Source organism: Methanosarcina mangrovi (genome assembly GCF_052057765.1).
Taxonomy (GTDB): domain Archaea; phylum Halobacteriota; class Methanosarcinia; order Methanosarcinales; family Methanosarcinaceae; genus Methanosarcina.
Window position 1 is genome coordinate 2,288,326 of the sequence record NZ_CP195120.1, and the last position, 20,780, is coordinate 2,309,105.

Here is a 20,780-nt window from a genome sequence, read left to right on the forward strand (position 1 = left end):
TATCTTAACCGCTTTTTTTTGGCTGTATAATTAACGTCATTCCCGGCTTGAGCTTGCGCGGATTATCAATGTTATTTAATTCTGCGATTTCCCTCCATGCACCCGGGTCACCCAGAACCTCACCGGCAATATCACTCAATTTTTCACCTTCTATGATATTGTGTACGGTTGGAGGGCCTATAAAAAGCCCGCGTTTGATTTCGAGATCAACCGTTTCATACTCTTTAAAACTAACAGATAATTTTGCCCTGACAGGCGTTCCGTCTTGCAGGAACATGATAAAACGCTGTCCTGCACTCTCCAACACGCATTTAAAATTGAATTTCCCCCAGGAAAAGAGGAGGATTGGGGGAGCTTGAGTTTTTACATCTTTATCAAGCAGGGCCGTAATCTTGCGTATTTCGCCTCTTACATCGCTTTTCTTTTCAAATGTATCAAAAAAAAGCTCCATTTTCAGATTCCTAATGTTACCTCGTACATATTGAATAGGAGGGGTTTTGAGACCGGGTATTGAGATTTCAGCAAAGTTATTGCCCAGGTCAAGTGAATATTCTTCAGGATTGAACATCACAGAAACTCTCTCTCCTGTTTGCAAATTCGTTATGGCCGCTTTTTCAAGTCCCATACTATCACCCCCCTCTTTCAAACTCGATTCGAATTCTGTTCATAATATCTCGATATACATCTTCTTTAATTAATTTGAATTGCTGATCTGAGAACTGAAAGGCTAAATTCAAGTCCGCATCCGGTTCGGAGGGTAAATTTAAGTCTCGAGAAGCCAGTGCAGTTCTCGGAGTCCGGACCTGAGTATGATATTTATCGGAGCTGGGGGAGCTAGCTGAAAAAGGGTCCGGACTTATCGAGTTCTCATGACTCCCGTATGTTTCAGAACCGAACCTATACCCATTAAAAGAGTTGCCAAAAAAACCCTGACCCGGTACTATTTTATTCATACTGTACGGTTCTGCGGATGGAAGATATCGAAGCACTTTTTTTTCGTTATCTATTGCTTCTTGCTCTTCATACCCGTAACCTATCGGCCCGGGCCCAGGGAAATTATGATCTTCAATTTCAATTTGTGCAACGTGGGTTAATTCATGGCCGAGAAGAGCAATGCCCTTTCTGTCCCGAGAGTTATATTTTCCTGTTTTGAAAAAGACCCTGTTTTTGAATGTTAATGCATCAGCATTAAATTGCTTCGTTAGCCCATCAGACAGCCTGTTTGCATATATCTTTACAGCTGGAATCTGAATGTTCAGGATACCAGCCAGAAAATCCTTCAAACTGGAATCCAGGTAAAAATAGCTGCTTTTTTCAGCTTTTTTCTCAAAATTCTCAAAGCTATCCTTTTTCCTGCTAATTTCAGAGTCCGACTTTGAATGATGAATAACTTTACTCTCCGTTAAGCAGCTTTTTTTTAGCTTTTGAGCTTGTATGCGGTTTTTAATGAGGTCAAATTCGGATCGTGCTTTTAAGTTATTGATCATACCTGAAAATGTTTTGATATTTACTTCATTTGCCCGAATTTGAGAATTACCTTTCTTTTTGTGGGAGTCAGTTACTGGTTCCCATAACCCGGATTTAAAAAGGTCCTGATTAAACCGCTTTTCTGTTGACTTCCCTGTAAGCTGCTTACCAGATAACGGGGATAAGGACATTCTAAAAATCTTATTTAGATATGCATATTTTCCCAGGAGTTTCTCCGAAAACTGAATATATTTCGGAATTATTCTTATCCCCGGAACAATTAAAGAAGTAGTTTGTCTCTCTAAATCCGGGAAGACAAATCCCCCAATCTCTTGTTCTTTTTTTGCTTTATTTATTGGTTCCATGTTATAATCCCCCATTTATATAACCTGGAATTTTTGAGCCAACAAAATAAGGTTCCAGTTGTATACTGTAATAATTACAGAGTTGACTTTTTCATGACTGGACTTCCAATACAACGACAGATTACTTTTTGTGCGTTGCGAAAGGTCCGAACCGGCCCGACTGAAATATGAATAAATCCGTCTTGCTCAGTATGTAGAGGCTTGATTTCCGGGAAGGCTTAACTTATTCTCTCCGCGTGTTAATCTTACTATTTCCTGTACCCACTCATACCGCTCCCGATGCTCCATATACATAATTTCTTCATAAGACCAGTGAAAGTGAAATGCGATCAGGGCTACCTCCCGATGGAGCTGGTCCGGGGGGTAGCCTAACATTCCCCCTGCGGCCCGGGTTCCACCTCGAAACCTTTCTGGCAGTGAGGGCATACGACCTTCAGGGCTGATGTACCGTTCCCGTTGATGCGGTTGTAAAAATCCTGCAGATATGTAAAGTCGGCCGAATACAGGCCTTCAATAACCTTCGGATTAATCTGCGGAAGATTTCCCAGCCTGGTAACCACCCGCGATAGAAGAATGACAACCAGGTACGCTGAATTTGACTGTACCCTCGGGTCTTTAAGAGGCAGTATTTCATCTGCTGCAGTTGATAGTCGCATCATGCCTTTGCGATGCAGGTCTCCTTCAGAGTCTACATAACCCAGAGGCAAAGTAAATTCAAATTCCGTTTGGAACATGAGACCCCTCAAGAAAGCGCTCTTTCCAATCTTTCACAGCTTATAGTAAGAGATTCTATTGCTACATCTTTGCCGGTGGAGTTCAAGTCAGGTCCATGCCACTTACTGGGCCAGGCGTTAAAGAAATTCCATCGTATTTTTTCCGTCCCGGTATCATCCAGTATGATAATGGAACCATTTTTGCGTTGAATTTGCCCCGAAACTGCAGCCAGGTGCCAGTCATAAAGTTCATGAGAATCAGTTATACCCCGTTTAAGCGTTATATCAGGGTAACTCACTTTTCCAGGTAGTTTACGCATAGCAGCAGAATCGCCTCCTTCACGGAACTCAACAACCTCGATATCGGAGCCATACCCGCTGGCTTCGGAAAAACTTGCCTGTACTATCCCATCAAACTCAACTAAGAACCTAAAATTCTTGTACGGATCAACTCCCACTATAAATCCTCCTTTACATTCCCCTTGTAAAAATTAATCATTCGCCGGTCGTTTGCTGGATGCGGAATATGACAAACTCGGCTGGCTTGACGATTGCTACACCAATCTCGGTCACGACCTGCCCGGCCTCGCGTACTTCAGGCGGATTAGTGTCCGTATCACATTTTACAAAGAACGCCTGCTTAGGTGTGTCACCAAATAATGCGCCATCTCTCCACTGCCGCAAAAGGAAGTCGCTGACGGTACGGGTTATGCGCTGCCACAGCGCAGGGCTGTTTGGCTCAAAGACCACAAATTGAGTTCCTTGCTCTATAGACTTACGTAAGAAATTGAAATAACGGCGCGTACTGATGTACCTGAACTCACCATTAGCATCACCTCCCAGGGTACGTGCTCCCCAAATATTTAAATTGCCATCAAAAGCCCTGATAACGTTGATGCCTTTTGGGTTTAAACCTGCCTGATCATTGGGACTTAGCTTGTAATCCAGATCTACCGCACCACGGACAATCTCATTGGCAGGGGCTTTGAACACTCCCCTCTCTGCATCCACCCTTGCATAAACACCAGCCAGATGTCCACTCGGGGGCTGTGATATATTTGTCTGACTAATCGGATCGAGTACTTTAATCCAGGGAAAATAAAGAGCAGCATATTTACTGTTAGGAGTACCACCTGTGATTAGATCTGCAGTGAAGGCGCTTGGGCTTTGTATACCATCAAGAATTGCCACCCGATCCTTCATATTCTCGCAGTGAACAATAATCGCGTTTTGCTGTTCTTTTTTTATTGCACCGGGCACAGCAACGATTGCGATATCATCAATCGGCTCGAACTTCTTCAGCGAATCTGCCAGCTTTGTTAAATCATCTACTTTTCCAATCCGGATAACCCAGCAGCGTGTGCCGCCATTATTGAAGAAGCCGTAGACTGTGTGTTGCAGTTGCAGATAGGCTTTGTAATCGTCATCACTCCATCCTGCTGGTTCTTCCTTTACCTGTCCCTTTTCTGGTTCTTTTACTACCTCCGGCGATCCTTGTGTTTTCTTGGGCTGAAAGTCGCCGAAGTTATTTTTGAACTGTTCCCAACCAGTAATGAGTTGAGGTTCGCCAGCTTTACATACCTCGAACTTGCCTGTGCCATCAGGTTTGGGTGGCATTTCCACATTATCCATGGCAACACCTATAAACCCGGCTGTGCTTGTTCCAACTCCAGCAATCGGGCGCGCAAGTGGCGTTACTTCTTCGACATATACTCCAGGATATAGATACTGTGTCATACTTTTCCTCTTGTTTCGTATTTTACATGCCTATTTTTGTTTTATATATAACAAAAAATGTATAGCAGACTTCAAAACATGGTCAATGGCCAACAATTTGAGAAAAATTGGTTTACTGAAATTTGCTGATCGAGTCTCAACAAAAATGAGTACCGATCTTGTTTGGCTAACCGAATAGTTACGTGAATTTTCAGGATGGAAGTAAGATATTTTTTGAAGACATTTTCAGAAAAATGGGTTAATAATCGATGTCATGATTTCTGTTAGCCGCTGCCGGAACAGTAATAGACTTATTTAGCACTTTATCGTCCGCCGACACGCGCAAATTATAGGTGCCTGAGTTCATAGGGCCCAGAGTGTAACGCCCATCAGCTCCGGTCTTCGTTTTGATGTCAAGTTCGACGAGCGTCACAGTTACGTTCTCTACTGGTGCATTATTTGAAGTAACACGTCCACCTATACTGAATGATTCTTCTCTGGTTGCAGGAGATATTTTTGTTTCTTCAGGCGAGATCCGCTGTCCCAGCGCAATCATATCAGTTATGACTAGGGGTGGTGCCTCCTCAGGTGGTAATATCTCCAGGGAAACTGTTACCGTCACGGTAAGCGACGGGCGCATTTTATTACCAACCGCTGTCCAGAATTCTGCCGGGTTCTTGAAGCATTCTGTCTGCGCTGTTATCATTGGCAGAGGAGGCTCTTGCCCTTTGAGGCTTCCCTGTAGAAACTTCTCCGGGATCGTCGGGTACTTTGAAAGGACATTTAGTATTTGGCCGAGCAACTGATGCTCTGTTAAAGGCAAATCCGTTCCACCAGCAGGCCACGCAGTGATAAGATACGAACACGCAACGCGCAGTGATGGATGATGTATTATCGCCTGTCCATTTTTGCGTTCAAACCAAGGCTCATTGTTGCGCAGTTCGACATTTTCACGAATATCATACAGGAACAAATCTACCGTATTCTTCTGAGGACCAAACTTATCGTCCGGCCGATCGAACACTATTTCTACCGATTTCAAAGGATCGGCCAGTGTAGGATCCTCAAGAATTGTTCTTAGGGTCTTGCTCAAGTCCTCGATCATGCAGGAGAAACCTCCCTGTCATATTGAAATACATTCCATGTTCGCCCTAATTTCTCATACTCCCGCTTCACTGCCTGTACGATATGAATCATTCGAATAGCACCTCCTTCTTCGGCTGCGTACAATGCTGCTGTAAGAGCTATGTTTTTGATGTGACCTCCTGAAAGTTTTACCTCACGTGCAATGACACTAAAATCCACATCACTTCCAATCGGAGCTTCTTTCGGGAAGACCGTTTTCCATATGTTTAGCCTGGATTCCTCATCCGGAAAAGGAAAATCTACAATAATATGCAATCGTCTTACGAAAGCTTCATCCATATTCTGACGCAGGTTGGTGGCAAGTATAGAAACCCCTTCATACTCCTCCATCTTTTGCAGCAGATAGTTTATTTCGATATTCGCATAGCGATCATGGGAATCCCGGACTTCGGACCTCTTCCCGAAAAGCGCATCTGCCTCGTCGAAGAATAGGATAGCGTTACTCGATTCGGCTTCTTTAAAGATATTGCTTAGATTTTTTTCAGTTTCCCCGATGTACTTGCTGATCACACAGGATAAATCAATTTTGTAAAGGTCTAATTCCGTATGCCTGGCAATAATCTCTGCCGCCATAGTTTTTCCTGTGCCAGACGGGCCGGAGAAAAGCACGTTCAGTCCTTTTCCCAGTGATAATTTTTTATCAAATCCCCAATCCGAGTAAACAATTTCCTTATGTTTAATGAATCCAGACACTTCTTTCAGATGTTCCTTTATATCTTTAGGCAGGACGATGTCATCCCAGGCATAATTGGGTTCGATTTTTCTGGCGAAGGCAGAGAGATTCCTGTTAGACTGAGCCTTACAGCCTTTGTAGAGACTTTCCGTAGATAATACCGGACTTGCGGGATTTTCTCCCCCTGAGTAACTACACGCTGCACGGACAGCATCCCTTATTTGACCTCCACTGAACCTGAATTTGCTCGCAAGAGATTCCAGGTCTGCTTCCCCACCCAGCTCGTAACCTTTCAGGCAGGATTCCCATAACTGTTTGCGGATTACGTACGAAGGCAAAGGAAAAGAAAATGGAATAAAACCGTTATTTATTAAACCTCCACAACATTCAATGAGCTCCTTTCCTGCCAGAAATATCCATCCCGGAAAGGACTTTAAGGCCGGGGTCAGGAATTCCTGAACATTCTTTGGTTCTCTGTTTGCGAGAAATAAATCAAAGGCTTGAAGATATAATGCAGAATTTTGCAGGAGCGCTTCTCGCATTATGAGATATGCAGTATCAAGGGACCGGTCCTCAAGAAGAACCTCCGAATCCACTAAAAGAAGTTTTATTCCTGCCTCCCTGCAAATAGCTTCGGCGGCGATTTTCCTCCCGGTCCCGGGAGGGCCGCTGAATATAAATTTCAGTGGGAACTTATTTTCTCTGTACCAGCCTGCGATAGTCATTAAACTGTTTTTGAAATCTGCAGGTAGAATAAGGCCTTCAAAAGACCTTTTGGGTTTTAGTACGTGAGAAAAATTCCGAATTTTCAGATCTATCTCGTCAAACCCAAGCAAAAAATTGATTATTCTTTCATCGATTTTGATGAAACTGGATATGATAGGCAGACCCGATTCTACCTGCCCTTCCACTAAATGAACCAGGTGGTTATTTAATAGAGTGGCAGCAGGTGAGAAATACGCTCTTGCCTTGATTTTCGCTTCAATTGTCGGACAGAGCAGGTTGAGAACCAGATCAATTCCCGGCCGTTTTTTGGTTACATCGTTTTGGAGATAAGCATAGATTTTTTCGTATTTCAGATCGATTTCCGGAGCGAGTCCGATTAGAAGAACATCGATCTCAAATTCATCCAGACTGAAAAGTTCGGAGAGAATATGAAGCCTCAGTTTTCTGCAGTTTTTTAAGCTTTCAAGTTTTTTGTTATTGATTTGTCTGCGCATCACTTCAATTTCTTCAAGCCCGGTATCCGGAAGAACTTTTGGTCCTTTCCCAAAACCTGAGGATTTTTGAAGCTTTTGTATTTCGTCTTCCGAGACATAAAGCCCCATGAATTCATTCGTATATTCCGGCAAATCTGCCCGAACTCTTTCAAGGTAAATGTGGATCAGCCGGTTAATTCTGGAAAGTTCGTCCAGAAGATATTCGAGGTTATCGGCGTAAGGTGTCATGGAAGTTAGGCTTTATCTTTGTCTCACATTAAGACCTCAGGCTTTCTTCCGAACTGGACTTTCAGAATTTAGTCCCAGAACTTCTCGGTAGGCACGAACCAGAATTTCATAATCCTGAAGTCTACCTTTCGATTTTAACCGGTCCACTGCAAGCATAAACAGTGAGGCATATTCAGAAGGCAAATTTTTTTCCGCAAACTTCCCGGCCAGAATTTTCAGTTCTTTTCTGGAAGAATACTTCTTCGGATTCTTTTCGTCTATGAAGTTGAAGAGCAATCCGCAGCTTCTATGACCTATAGTCCTTGTCGAGGGATTTGCAGTTGTTTTAATATAGTCTTTGAATACATCCCCTCTAAGAAGTTCACCACATTCGCATATTATTATTTGACCACCCCCAGGTTAATAGCATTAGAAAAATAGCTCTATAGAAAACCTATTTAACTAACTTTGACAAATTCCAATAAACTATACCGCAAAAAGTTACAAAAAACGCTTTCTTTAGACGCAATATATTCATAAAAAAGTGAAGGAATAATTGATGTGAAAATCTTTATCGCATCTTGAGTTTCGTTCTCAATTTCGTTTGTATCCACCAATTCTCAGAGAATAATTCCCTTAATTTTGGGTCAAAATGAATTTGACAAGTCTTATTAACATCCAAAAAATATTGTAATTTTTATGAAACTTCACTCATTCCTGTTACAATCAAGCTGCTGGTCTCATAAAAATTAACAAAAATATTCTTTTTGATCCTATTTTTCAAGAAATTGACTGGAAGTGTCAAATTCTTCAAGTTTTTTGATGAATTTTGCAGAATCTATGTTTTATTTCCTTAAACTCGTATCCCATAAGCGATATGAATAATTGAGAAATTGCAAAACATCTGCTGGAGTCAGAGATTTTGGATCTATTCTGGCACGCTGGATGATGGCTTCTGAGCTTGATATGTGCATCTGGTTTGTGAGTATCGATCTTCTTTGAGGAGAAAGCCCTGGATTTTTGGATGTTGAATTTGCGAGTGTTCGGGTGCGGATAACATTCCTTTGAGGGTTAACACCAACAGTTAAAGATTCAAAAAAAATAAAGAAGTATAACTCTTTTACAGTATACGAACATTTCATATTAGGTAAATTGTTTTCAATAAAATCTTGCAAGAATTCAGAATCAAGCCAGTAAAGCTCCAGTTAGCCTTAAAATATACAACTTTCTTATTCTTCACGAAGTCTTTCTGTATGTGGTTTCTGTGGAAGCGGAGAAGGTTCTATGATTTTCATAGAATGTCTTCGATTTCGTGGAATGACATATTGTCAAATTTACTTTCAATGTTATATTATTTTTAGGAGAAGCCCGTTATCAAAAAATGATGTTAAGCAAATTGTCAAAAAATGATGTTAAGCAAATTCTTTATAATAAAATGTCATGTTTACGCTCAAATAACTTACGTCTCCTTTTGAAAGAATTTCTTTTCGGAATTTTTCATCTCCCGGTACGTTAAAAGGCCCTGCAGCGCCCGTTACATCATAATTATTGTTTTCAAAAGTGATACTAACCTCTTCATGTGTCGGTTGTTCCCCATTTGTATGGACGGCTCCTTCTACGATTTTATTTAATTGAGAAGAGCCTGGATAATCAGGATTATCTCTGACAGGGTTGATTTCGACTTCCTCATATCCATCTGAGGTGCGTATGATTATTGGTAAACTTTCAATCGGTACTTTTCCTTTCAGGTATCTTGTCTCAATTGTAGTGTTCTTTACAAATCCTTCTTCTTCACCCTTATAGTAGACGAATTTTCCCTCTTCAGAAAAATTGGTATTATTGAATTGCTCTTGTGTTACTTCTTCTGCAGTGAAAACAGTTACGTTTTGAACAGGAGGTGTAGAAGGAGTTGTGTTGTTATCATTTTCCGGTGTTATGCACCCTGCTCCCGAAACAATGATAAGAAACAAGATTAGGAAAATTGGATATTTACTCATTTATTTTTCCTCATTATTGGTTTTTGATTTCTTTTGCCGACGGTCGGGCATGAGTTAACTCTCCGTGGAGATAAGAAGAATAGTATAAATTATCCCTATATGTGCGAAAGGATATGCATAGAATTAATACGAACTCGAAAAAGTTCTGAAGAGAATCTATTCAAATCAACTGCAGGAGGCCAAAATTAGAGAAGTAAAAATATGTCAGGCTGTTCGGTTCGAATTAATGGAAGAAAAATTCAAATTAGAGTTATTCTACAGAGCCTAAAAAACACAAGAAGTCCGAACTTCAATCCGAAACCAGAACTTTGAATTTTCAGTTCAAATCGGATAGATTAAACTGTCAAGGAAGTTTTCATCGCCCCATTGCTCGCTTCCTGATATTTCTCAGATCATAAACTATCTTATTAGCGGCCAGATATATGTATTGAAATTATATATTCGTTAAAGAATAAACGTTACGTAGCAGAGTTAAAGAACATTTCACACCATTCATTGAGAGAAATGTTAATTCCTTGCCGTAATTCTACAAATCCGAAAAATCTAGACTGAAGAAGACATTTATTTGGAAATCTACCTGAGCAGACTGTCTCAAAACTAAACTCAATTCTACAATTGGGCAAAATTTTTTCGAGGACAATATTTCCTTGATTTTTCGTTCCATAATCAGGACAATCTTTATTCAAGCAACAAAACTGTGAAAAATCTATTTCTGAAGTGATTTCAGTCCCTCATATCAATAATAGAATTCACATGTATGTAAAAATAAGTCAAAAATACACGGACACGCCCGATAATTTCGTCTTCCTTTAATTCGGATGCTTTCATATCGTTGCACTTCCAAAAAATAAATACATCATTAATTAGCTAAATATCCCTACCACAATAACGGAATCAGTCTGTAACGGACTTTTTGACAGTATTCTTTATAACCCGGCAGATTTTCGGATAGAAACTTTTCTTCGTCAAGGAGTCTCCAGATGATAACCAGCGTAATGGGTACGAGTATAAGCAGTCCCCACCAGGAACCAAGCGCAAGAGGAATACCTGAAAACATAATGAGACTAGCTGCATACATAGGATGGCGGACTATGCTATAAGGCCCTGTGGTTATTACTTTCTGGTCTGCTGATATTTGAATGGTCGCAGCGGCAAAGGGGTTTTCTCTGAAAACCAGAAAAATGAGAAAATATCCCAGGGCTACAAGCACATCTCCTGCAATAACAATATAAACCGGAACATCCGACCACCCGAAACGGTGGTCAAATGAGGGAATAATGAGAATAACACAAAACAAAATTAAAAGAAATAGTTGTATAATCTTCTGAGTCATTTCTTTCTCTGCGCCCGGTCCCGTTTCAACCCGGCGTTCCAGAAGTTTCGGGTCTTTTTTCCACAAATAAATAGTTATTATCGCTACTGACCCATAGAAAACAATCAAATAAACCCATGCCTGCCAGAAATTTAATGTCCGGGCGGGGCCAAAAAGGCATAGTCCTGATATGACAATAATCCGCACGAAGCCAAAAAGAGTTTTCATTTTCAGAGAGGAAGTGCTTTTGTTAGCAGTATTCATGAAATTGCTCCTTATGAAATTACTCCTCTATTTACCATGATGTGAATAAAATATATCAGAAAAGGCATGTCTCTGACATAACAACAGCCGCACTAAACCAAATAGAATTTTTAATGTAATCCGTATTTATGTGGCAGGAGCGGGATTGTAGGAGGGCATGGATTGATCTCCGGTTTTGCCAACCCTTGCCGATGCAATGGCAATGCCCGTGGAAATAGGCCGCCGGGCATTCGGGCCGATAAAATAGAGCCTTTTTAGCTCCCCGGTCGTTGCGTTGTGGATATCACGAAAGCCACGCCGGGTAAGGAATGGCTCAATCTGACCTTCATCAATCCCGAAAATCAACCTCTCGCCGATCGCCCGCGTTATCCACCGCACAGCCTTCATATCGCGAAGAGTTTCACTGTAGAAATAGTCAAAGATCACCGCGCTGCCCAGTCTGGAATGGTTGGTGATAAAAACCAGCGTGCTGTCAACGCCTTCCGAAGTAAGGTACATGGTCACGCCCTGCCAGATAAACAGCGTTTTGCCCTGTTCGTCATAGCCGCTGGCGGGCAGGCGCTCACCGAGCGTCTGCGTATTGAAATCCATCGGGACGAAGGTGACATGATCGGGCAGGGGGTCGATTACCTTCCTCAACCGCTTCAGCTTGACTTCCTGCGTTGCCGGGTGATCGACTTCGAATACCCGCGTCTTCTCGATTCCCTCTATGCGGTATGCGCGCGTATCAAACCCGGCACCCAGGATGACTACCTGATCAAGACCTTCGCTCAGGCAAGCCTTGAGAAAATCGTCGATGTACCGCTCCCTGGCTGTGATAAATTCTATCACCCCCCTGAACATCAGGCCGTAAATACCGGAATCAATCACCAGTTTGCTTAGGGTAAACCTGATACGGTTTACCAGCGAACGGGCAATAGGATCGTAGCAAATCCGCACGCCTTCCGGTCTCTGCGCCTCGATCGCACGCACAAGGGCCATGCCCTCGGCTGTTTTGATGGGTTGCTGTTTACCTCTCATACGAAAGCTCCTTCGTTGGAGTAAGTTTTCTCGTTCAGGTAATGAATAGATTTCCTAAAACCGATAGCCAATCATCTGTTCTCGATCAGTATTTTCTGGCTCTAAGGGAGATGGAATTTGTAAGAACCAGTGACAATTTTACGTTGTTTCAATGGTGTTGAGACGCCGTGAGCTTTTCCCTGCTCAAGCCATCCAGAAGCGATTCTGCAGCAAAAAGATGAATGAGAAGAGACTCCCTTTATTCATCTTCAAAATCAGGGTACTGAGGGGGGCTTTTTCCCACTTTCTTTGTAATCTTGGGATACTTTCCTTTTCCCGAATAATCATCAATGCCTGTGACGTCTATCTGGTGCAGCCAGTCATCCCCGAAATCAAATCGGTAGCCGAAAGCAATGCCCACTTCAAGACCCAATGAATCGATAGTTGTGGCTCGGACATCTCCTGCCATTTCCTCTTCCAGGCCCGGGAACTCCACGTCTGCTGGCAGGGAGTAGACAGCAGACCTATCATTCGGACCCACGCCAAGTAAAAACTCATAGAGATGTTCGTCGAAGCGGTTGAATGCCCTGAAAATGGCTTCGTGGAGGTCTTCTAAAGTCTGCTCCCCCCGAATCTGGATGGTGCGGGAAATGGTCTGACCATCAAACTCGTCACCTATTGGCCCTCCAATCAGGTAAACGACCAGAGTATATAATTTGGGAGACGGCTTGCCTCTGGCACTTTCGTCCAGGACCTGATTTTTTTTCTTTCCTGAAGGCATATTCATTGATATTGGCGGCGCGCTAGATATGTTTTTACTAAAAGACCAATTTTTAATGGTAAATTCTCAAATCGTTTCCAGAAAGAAGCTCTATCTTGAAATTGCTGCAATTTGTAATTTCCCAAACCAGAGAGTACAATAAAGTTTTAATTAAATACAATACTGTTATTTTTGCAAAAGAATTGTAAAATTCAGAGAGGGAAACCATGAAAATAGTCGGGATATCATCAAGCCCAAGAGGCAAGAACAGCAATACCTTAAAACTACTGGATGCAGCCCTGGGAGGAGCCGCAGAAACAGGAGCCGAAGTTGAGTCGATAGACGTTGCGAAACTGAAGATCAAATACTGCACAGCATGTAATAAGTGCCAGGAAACAGGCGTCTGCTCAATAAAAGATGACTATAACGGTGTGCTGGAAAAGCTGCTGGATGCTGATGGTATAATCTGGAGCAGCCCTAACTACATAACAAACGTAACATCCCAGCTCAAGACAGTCTTTGACAGAAGCCCTCTTGTTATTCACGAACAGCTCTTTGACGGAAAATATAGCCTTTCCCTAACAACAGCAGGCAGTGATGAACTCGATTTTGTCCTTGGCATTATGGATAATTTTATGCTACACTGCGGAGGCAACTCTATCGGAGGAGTAGGCTGTTCAATGGCACGGGGCCCTGAAGTAATAGAAGTATCAATTGAGAAATCGCGTGAAATGGGAAAAGACCTTGTTGAAGCGATAAAAGAGAAAAGGCAATACCCTGAGCAGGAAACCAGGCATCAGGCATGGAGAGAACACTTCAAGTATGTTATCCTTGCCAACAAAGAACAATGGACACACAATTGCGATTACTGGATGGAAAAGGGCTGGATTAAAGGATAAGAATAAAAACAAGAATAAGATCAGGCTCCCAAGCAAGAAATGAAGATAAGAATAAACTAAGGCTTTCAAGCAGGGCTTCAAGCTAAGATTTTTAAGGTGATTCCATGGGGAAAACTGCAATGTTAAGCGTTAAAGAGTTGGGAGAAAAACTTACCGAAGCCGGCAGGCTGAAGCTGCGCCCTCCGTGCGTCTACCTGTAGCGCTCGCACGGCAGATGGCAGCCGACCTCAAGGAGTCTTTTATATGCAAAAGGAGCAGGATAGCGTATCCTGAGAAGCGTACAGTCATAAAACCGTAGAAAAAAGAAGTACAGCAATGAAAGGGCACTGAAAGCATTCTCAACTAAAAACAGCCTCATCTGAGCGTCCTCAGCTAAGAACAGTTAGGCTAAGAGTAGTTTCAAAAGATGATCTAAGGCCTGGCTAATTTAATTATTTTAGAGCTCATCCTAAAACCAATTTTATCTTCACATCATTAGTCGTAAAAGTTTATCATTATAGTCGCGTTGTTCACAGTACTGCATAAAATCACCGACCACAGCTATAAAAACTGCTTCCTAAATTAACAAAGTAAGTTCTATTTGACTTCCTGGTTCCAGCGACTTTCCTATGATTTTACTTATAGAATGGTGATTATAGAATATGCTACTCGATGAAAAAATGTTAGTGACATTACAAAAGTTAGGGTTGACATATTACGGGGCAAGGGTTTATGCAACGCTTGTTTCGCTAGGTCCTAGCGATGCAACCGAACTTGCTGCTGAATCGGAAGTTCCACGGACGAAGATATATGATGTCCTGAGAAAGCTCGAAACCGAGAAATGGATAACTGTCGAACGCACAAGACCCATCACATATACTGCTAAATATCCTAAAGATATACTCGAAGAACGAAAAGCCGTTTTTAATTCGGAAATTGATGACGTATCAAATCAGTTGTCAATGTTGTACGACAAACTAATGGATAAGGAAATTCCTAAGGTATGGCTTTTAAGAGGAATGGATAATATAACGGCAAAAACGCTCGATATGATCAGGAGAGCTAAAAAAGATATAATGCTGCTGGGAGCCCTTTACTCTGCAAATGAAATTGAACAGCTCAAAACAGAATTATTATATGCTAAGAAAAAAGGGCTAAACATTCGTGCTATATCCAGACAGAGTATAAAATTAAAAGACGGTGAACTGGATATTATTAAAAAATTGTCTTCGATTATATTCGAGATTAAAATATCCGGGCCTGCGTTTTCAAAATTTGTAATAATAGATGACAAAGAATTATTGATCATGTTTTCAAAGGTGGAAGATGAGGTTCTGGATATAGACAATACAATAGCCATATGGATTCCAAATGTGTCGATTGCTTCTTACCAGGCAAGCATATTTAATGGCATATGGAATGAGTGAACCAGTAGGGGTCTGACACGAACCTCTTTCTTATTCCTTATTTTTAATGGCTCTTCTTTTCACTGTATTAATTATTGATAAGTGCTAATATTGTACAGTAAATTGATTTTAGTCACTAATACCCCTCAAAAAGTTACAAAATGAATATAAAGTCTTAATTAAGTAATTCATTGTCAGTTCGTAAAAATAGAGGAGTATAAATATGAAAGTAGTCGGGATACACTCAAGTCCAAGGCGTAAAAATAGTAATACATTAAAATTATTAGATTCTGCTCTGGCTGGAGCCAAAGAATCGGGGGCCGACATTGAATTAATTGATATTGCAAAATTGAAAATTAAGTACTGTACTGCATGCGATTCCTGTCATGATAAAGGTGTATGCTCAATAAAAGACGACTATCAATTAGTACTTGAAAAGTTATTGGGCGCAGATGGCATAATCTGGAGCAGTCCTAATTATATGACGAATGTGACAGCTCAGCTCAAGACGCTGTTTGATAGAAGCCCGCTTATTGTTCATGAACAGCTATTTGACGGGAAATATGGTCTTTCCTTAACAACTGCAGGTTCGGGCATTGATGAGGTAGATTTTGTTCTTAATATTATGAACACATTTATGATCAGCTGCGGAGGCAATGCTATCGGTGGAGTGGGCTATGCAATGGCACAGGGTCCTTCAGCAATAGACGCAGCTATCGTAAAATCACAAGAGATGGGCAAAGAACTTATTGAAGCGATAAAAGAAAAGAGACATTATCCTGAACAAGAAGCAAGACAGGAAGCCTGGAGATCAAGGTTCAAGTATGTTGTCCTTGCAAATAGAGATCATTGGACGCATAACTGCGATTACTGGATGGAAAAAGGCTGGCTGAAAGAGTAATAATTATTACAATTATTCAGAGGGATTGTTTGTGAGTTTACATGTAGATTTACCGGTGGATTTATTATGTTGAGCGTTGAAGAGCTGGGAAAAAAGCTTACCGAAGCCGGCAGGCTGCAACTGCGTCCTCTCTGTGTCTATGCCACTAATGAAGTTCCGCAGGGAGCAGTACCATCACATACCGTAGATCGCTGTATTGCAAAAGCGGTTTATACTTCCGCTCTCTTTAAGGAGACTCCTCCTCTTTATGTTGAGGCAGGCCACGAAAAATGCTGTGCCGGCGGGATGGTATGGATGGGGCTTGCTGAGCCGCACCCCAAGCTGAAGTACTTCGTGACTGTGGGCACTCCGGACTTCCATGGCGGAGCTGCCGAACATTTAAAGGCAACCCCTGAGCTTTTTGAGGAACAGAAAGAACGTGCAGGGAAAATCAATCCTCACGGCAAATATATAGTCATTGCACCCTGTACCGATGAGGTTGAACCCGAAGCTGCCAGGGCTTTTATCCTGTTTGCAGGCTGTGAGCAGGTCAGGAACCTCTGCGGGCTGGCTCAATTCAACAACTCCGACCCTTTCTTCAGGACAATGATACCCGGAGGACCTACCTGTTCTATGATGATTGCTTACCCGGCGGGCATGGCAGAAAATGCACCAAAGGACTCGGCTTATGTAGGCCCTGTTGACCCGACAGGGAATCCCTGGCTTCCACCCGATCTGATGATTATGGGCATCCCTTCGGGGCTTGCACGGCAGATGGCTGCTTGCCTGGAGGAGTCTTTTATCTGCAAAAGGAGCAGGATAGCGTATCCTGAGAAGCGTATCAGCATAAAGCTTCCTGTTACGGATCTGCCAAAATGAGAATAAAGCCTGTCTCGAAATAAAGTATCCTAGCATATGCGGAGGAGAAGAAATTATTTAATTAAAGAACCCAATTCTCAGAAAGCCAGGGATCTATTCGTCAGGCGTTTGGAATTAAAATTCCTTCTCCTGCAATTATTTTCCGTTTATCTTACATCCATCTTCTAACTATCATCAATCCATTTTAGCCATTATGGTGGTCTTTTGTCTTCAAAACTAAACCGTGAAACCTTCATCCGGTCTATTGCAGACCTTCTCAGAAAAGCGGAAATAGAGCTTCCCGCCGATGTGGTTGACGCCCTCAGGCAAGCCGAAGCCCGGGAAGAGAGCCCGGTTGCAAAGTCCCAGCTCCAGGCAATCCTGAAGAATATCGAGCTTGCAAAAAATCATGGGGTTCCCATGTGCCAGGATACGGGCATAATGATCTTTTTTGTCGAGCTCGGGACGGCGTTTCAGCTGGACTTTGACCTTGAAGCCGCAATCCGGGATGCTGCCGTCCTTGCAACACGGGAAATCCCGCTCCGCCCCAATGCCGTGGACCCCCTGACCCGAAAAAACAGTGGGGATAATACCGGCGCAGGAATCCCTGATATTCACTGGAAACTCGTGCCCGGAAAAGAGCTCAGGATCACGGTTGCCCCGAAAGGCGCAGGCTCGGAAAACATGAGCGCTCTCCGGATGCTGAACCCGACCGAAGTGGGCAGCATTAAAAACTTCGTGCTCGAAACGGTGATTAATGCAGGAGGAATGCCCTGTCCTCCCCTGACGCTTGGCGTGGGGATCGGGGGTTCCTTTGACAAAGCCGCCAGGCTTGCAAAAGAAGCCCTGCTGGAACCCCTTGACACCCCCATGAACGAGTTTGAAAAGGAAATCCTTGATGCAGTAAATGCCCTTGGGATCGGCTGTATGGGGCTCGGGGGCAGCACAACAGCCCTTGCCGTGAATGTGAAAACCGCACACTGCCATACGGCTTCCCTGCCTGTTGCCGTAAACATCCAGTGCTGGGCAAACAGGCATGCTTCAGTCGTGTTCGGAGGTGAAGAATAATGGAATATCACTTACAGACCCCACTGAAGATCAAGGACATAGAGAAACTCAATGCAGGAGACATAGTTTATATCTCAGGAGAGATCCTGACAGCCCGGGACGAAGCCCACGCCAGAATTCTTGAGATGAAAGAAAAAGGAGAAGGACTTCCGTTCTCCCTTGAAGGAGCAGTTATCTACCACTGCGGTCCCCTTATGCAGCAGACAGAATCCGGCTGGAAAGTCGTCTCCGCAGGCCCCACAACCAGCGGCAGGATGTCAAAAATGACTCCTCTTCTCCTGAAAGCCCATGAAATCCGGGCAATTATCGGAAAAGGTGGGATGAAAGGCGTTGCAAATGCACTGAAAGGCAGATGCGTATACCTTGCGTACACAGGAGGTTGTGCAGCCCTTGCCGCCGAACTGATAAAAGAGGTAAAAACCGTACACTGGCTTGATCTTGGTATGCCTGAAGCTGTCTGGGTCCTGAGAGTGCAGGATTTCGGGCCGCTCATTGTAGGAATAGATGCAAAAGGAAAAGATATCTTTGCAGAGGTAAGGGAAAAAGCTGAGAAAGTGCTTGAAAGGACGCAGAAATAAAATCAACGTTAAGGTTGTGCGTTCCCAGCTAGGCTCTAAGAAATACTTTCTCTGTCCCCTTAAACCATTTTTTTAACCACAGGTAATATCGGACGTATCCGCCAGCTTGTCTGGCGGCCCTGCAAAAAAAGCAGAAAAACGGATTTGAAAGAGAAATCAACTGAAATTTATGCCATTCTGATCTGTCATTTCCATTTCCACTCAGAAGCATCCTTAGAAGCTTTTAATTTTCCTTTGTCACTTTCTTTTCTTCTTTTCAGTTTTTTTGGACAAAACCGCTCTCCTGCGTCGAGCGGGACAAGAACGACACGGTATAGCGAATAACATTATATGGGGAAGAAAATCTTAATTTAGTCCGCTTAAGCGAAACATCACTGCTAGAAATCATCAAGTAGTCTGCTTGAGCGAAGCGAAACAGACCGCGTACTCCCGAGGCGCAATTCGGGGAGCGAAGCGAAAAGGACAGCGCATTGCAGAGCCGCAACTCTGCCGGGTCAGAATTTTCTTTTGACTCTACTGAGGTAGGTGCGGTTAGGAAGACCATTGTCTTCCGAACTTTCGCCCCTGCTGGCTTCAAGATATAACTGCTTTGACGGCACCGGTGCCAGAGGTTCGGCCAGTACCCTGAAATGCTCAAAAAGTTCTTTTCCCCACTGCACGGCTTTTTCCCCGAAAATGACCATACTGTTATCCTCACAGTCATCAGCTCTTCCGGATGAAAAGTATGCAAGGACCATTGTATCGGTTATGGCAACGGTCGGAGGAGTAAAATCATCACCCAGCATATACATCTCGGAGTTTTCTAACAGGAGAAGGGTATCAAGTTCCTCTTTAAACTCTTCTGCGAGTTTGTCAAAGATCACCTGAGTTATTATGACTGAGACCTTCAGCCCTTTTCTTGCGTGTTCGGCACAGATGCCCGGGTAACTCAGGTCAGGGTATGAGATAATAAGGAGAAGCTGTTTCGAACTGCAAAAAGCTTCGGTCACTTCCCTGTACATTGAAGAAGCATCATCACCGTGATAACGAGCCGGGAAATATGCCATAAGTTCTTCCATCAGCCTGAAAAAGACAGGAGGGATTCCTCCGGGTTTAACGCCCGGACAGTAATCGAAGTCGTCCTCAAGCAGCCTGAAAGCTTTAACAAGCGAGTCCATTCTTCGGGCAAGGATTTTTCCTGGAAGGGAAAGGCTGTATACGCTGCCGTCCTGAACAATAAGCCCGTTTTCTTCCAGCCTTTTGAGCCGGGAAAGGATTGCATCCGGACTGATTCCAAGTTCGGAGTTTATTTCTTCGACTGTCCCGGGCCTTTCCTTTAAAAACAAGAACAGATCTGTCCTCTTGGAAGACAGAAAGACTGTGACCAGAGAAAAACTCATCAATTTTACTGCAAAAGCTACGGATATATATCTTTTCTTCAGTAATATTATAGCTCCGGTATAAATTGGTTTATTGAGTAATCGACTCATTGCAGACGGACAAGGATTTCAAGCGGCAGAAATATCGAGACGAAAATGCTGAACATTCGATAACAGTTACGCCAAAACTCTCATAAACTTACAGCTTCGCCATAGCAGGAGCTATCGATAGACAATGTTAGAAGCCATGCATAGCAGCTGTAGCAAGCTTTTAGCGTGATAATGAGGTGTGTTAGTACAGGTTCTTAGTATTCGGGCGCTAAAAGAGTGCCTTATTGGAAAGGGCAACTGTTAACGATCTGATTATTTATTCAACTTACATGCCCTGCTTTACGTCATAGGATTTGAAGGATAACTGGCTGTCCATTCTGTAGGGTCAAATACAATTGGACACCCTGCATTTACCCATGAATTGATACCACCCTGAATGTTATACACATTTTTGTAACCCGCATCTGCTATCAACTGGCTTGCAGCAGCGCCTCTGTTTCCTGCTTTACAATAAACGAGTACTTTCATATCTTTATTTTTTGGTAATTCATCCATTCTATTCGGCAATAGCTGGCTATCGGATAAATTAACAGGATCGTATGCTGGCACATTTTTTAACGGGATCAGTTTTGCTCCTCCAATATGCCCGTATTTGTATTCAGCAGGGGTACGAACGTCCAGAATGAACACACATTTTTGTTCGAGTATCTCACTGGCAACACAGGGTGTAACATTTTGGTACCCAACTGAAATAGTACAATCGGTCTCAGGTACTGCTCCTGCAATACCCTGGGCAATTATGAGAAGTGCAATAAGAATTGTAAAACCTGACAAGTATTGTTTATTCAACTAATTCCCCCACTT

20 protein-coding genes are annotated in these 20,780 nt (G+C 42.8%); 6 read left to right on the top strand and 14 right to left on the bottom strand.

Going from position 1 to position 20,780, the window contains the following annotated elements; genetic code table 11:
- Positions 1–4 precede the first annotated feature (4 nt).
- The 12 genes from ACSAZL_RS10280 to ACSAZL_RS10335 all read right to left on the bottom strand — a co-directional run bounded on the left by ACSAZL_RS10280 (position 5) and on the right by ACSAZL_RS10335 (position 12,860).
- A complete protein-coding gene (locus tag ACSAZL_RS10280) occupies positions 5–625 on the bottom strand; it encodes a CIS tube protein (RefSeq protein ID WP_440948570.1) in 621 nt (206 codons plus the stop codon).
- A gap of 4 nt (positions 626–629) precedes the next feature.
- Positions 630–1,832 (bottom strand): eCIS core domain-containing protein, encoded by a 1,203-nt coding sequence (locus ACSAZL_RS10285; protein ID WP_440948571.1) that lies wholly within the window; start codon positions 1,830–1,832, stop codon positions 630–632.
- Between the two features lie 186 nt (positions 1,833–2,018).
- Positions 2,019–2,258: a DUF6760 family protein gene (locus tag ACSAZL_RS10290; RefSeq protein ID WP_440948572.1), complete on the bottom strand. Its 240-nt coding sequence runs from the start codon at positions 2,256–2,258 to the stop codon at positions 2,019–2,021.
- Positions 2,201–2,566, bottom strand: a complete 366-nt coding sequence (locus ACSAZL_RS10295; protein ID WP_440948573.1) for a phage tail assembly protein — start codon at positions 2,564–2,566, stop codon at positions 2,201–2,203. The genes ACSAZL_RS10290 and ACSAZL_RS10295 overlap by 58 nt, the downstream gene beginning before the upstream one ends.
- Positions 2,567–2,574: 8 nt before the next feature.
- Positions 2,575–3,003: a phage tail protein gene (locus ACSAZL_RS10300; RefSeq protein WP_440948574.1), complete on the bottom strand. Its 429-nt coding sequence runs from the start codon at positions 3,001–3,003 to the stop codon at positions 2,575–2,577.
- 37 nt (positions 3,004–3,040) lie between these two features.
- Entirely contained in the window at positions 3,041–4,282 is a 1,242-nt protein-coding gene (locus ACSAZL_RS10305; RefSeq protein ID WP_440948575.1) for a phage tail sheath family protein, read from the bottom strand.
- Between the two features lie 238 nt (positions 4,283–4,520).
- Entirely contained in the window at positions 4,521–5,366 is an 846-nt protein-coding gene (locus ACSAZL_RS10310; RefSeq protein ID WP_440948576.1) for a Pvc16 family protein, read from the bottom strand.
- A complete protein-coding gene (locus ACSAZL_RS10315) occupies positions 5,363–7,528 on the bottom strand; it encodes an AAA family ATPase (protein ID WP_440948577.1) in 2,166 nt (721 codons plus the stop codon). The genes ACSAZL_RS10310 and ACSAZL_RS10315 overlap by 4 nt, the downstream gene beginning before the upstream one ends.
- A 1,391-nt stretch (positions 7,529–8,919) precedes the next feature.
- Positions 8,920–9,504: a hypothetical protein gene (locus ACSAZL_RS10320; protein WP_440948578.1), complete on the bottom strand. Its 585-nt coding sequence runs from the start codon at positions 9,502–9,504 to the stop codon at positions 8,920–8,922.
- 877 nt (positions 9,505–10,381) lie between these two features.
- Positions 10,382–11,080 (bottom strand): methyltransferase family protein, encoded by a 699-nt coding sequence (locus ACSAZL_RS10325; RefSeq protein ID WP_440948579.1) that lies wholly within the window; start codon positions 11,078–11,080, stop codon positions 10,382–10,384.
- A gap of 126 nt (positions 11,081–11,206) precedes the next feature.
- Complete coding sequence (locus ACSAZL_RS10330; protein WP_440948580.1) at positions 11,207–12,100, bottom strand: class I SAM-dependent methyltransferase; 894 nt, start codon at positions 12,098–12,100, stop codon at positions 11,207–11,209.
- 238 nt (positions 12,101–12,338) lie between these two features.
- Entirely contained in the window at positions 12,339–12,860 is a 522-nt protein-coding gene (locus ACSAZL_RS10335; protein ID WP_440948581.1) for an IS1096 element passenger TnpR family protein, read from the bottom strand.
- Positions 12,861–13,066: 206 nt separating this feature from the next.
- Here ACSAZL_RS10335 and ACSAZL_RS10340 point away from each other — a divergent pair, with 206 nt between their 5' ends.
- From ACSAZL_RS10340 to ACSAZL_RS10365, 6 genes are all read left to right on the top strand, one after another.
- Positions 13,067–13,738, top strand: a complete 672-nt coding sequence (locus ACSAZL_RS10340; RefSeq protein ID WP_440948582.1) for a flavodoxin family protein — start codon at positions 13,067–13,069, stop codon at positions 13,736–13,738.
- Positions 13,739–14,379: 641 nt separating this feature from the next.
- Complete coding sequence (locus ACSAZL_RS10345) at positions 14,380–15,144, top strand: TrmB family transcriptional regulator (protein ID WP_440948583.1); 765 nt, start codon at positions 14,380–14,382, stop codon at positions 15,142–15,144.
- A gap of 202 nt (positions 15,145–15,346) precedes the next feature.
- Positions 15,347–16,024, top strand: a complete 678-nt coding sequence (locus ACSAZL_RS10350; RefSeq protein ID WP_440948584.1) for a flavodoxin family protein — start codon at positions 15,347–15,349, stop codon at positions 16,022–16,024.
- 66 nt (positions 16,025–16,090) lie between these two features.
- Complete coding sequence (locus ACSAZL_RS10355) at positions 16,091–16,882, top strand: DUF169 domain-containing protein (protein ID WP_440948585.1); 792 nt, start codon at positions 16,091–16,093, stop codon at positions 16,880–16,882.
- Positions 16,883–17,086: 204 nt separating this feature from the next.
- Positions 17,087–17,929 (top strand): fumarate hydratase, encoded by an 843-nt coding sequence (locus tag ACSAZL_RS10360; protein ID WP_440948586.1) that lies wholly within the window; start codon positions 17,087–17,089, stop codon positions 17,927–17,929.
- Positions 17,929–18,507, top strand: coding sequence for a FumA C-terminus/TtdB family hydratase beta subunit (locus ACSAZL_RS10365; protein WP_440948587.1), 579 nt, complete (start codon positions 17,929–17,931; stop codon positions 18,505–18,507). Before ACSAZL_RS10360 ends, ACSAZL_RS10365 begins: the two co-directional genes overlap by 1 nt.
- Before the next feature lie 494 nt (positions 18,508–19,001).
- Here the strand turns inward: ACSAZL_RS10365 and ACSAZL_RS10370 are convergent, their stop codons facing one another.
- Positions 19,002–19,886, bottom strand: coding sequence for a helix-turn-helix transcriptional regulator (locus ACSAZL_RS10370; RefSeq protein WP_440948588.1), 885 nt, complete (start codon positions 19,884–19,886; stop codon positions 19,002–19,004).
- Between the two features lie 369 nt (positions 19,887–20,255).
- Positions 20,256–20,765, bottom strand: coding sequence for a rhodanese-like domain-containing protein (locus ACSAZL_RS10375; RefSeq protein ID WP_440948589.1), 510 nt, complete (start codon positions 20,763–20,765; stop codon positions 20,256–20,258).
- Positions 20,766–20,780: the final 15 nt, after the last annotated feature.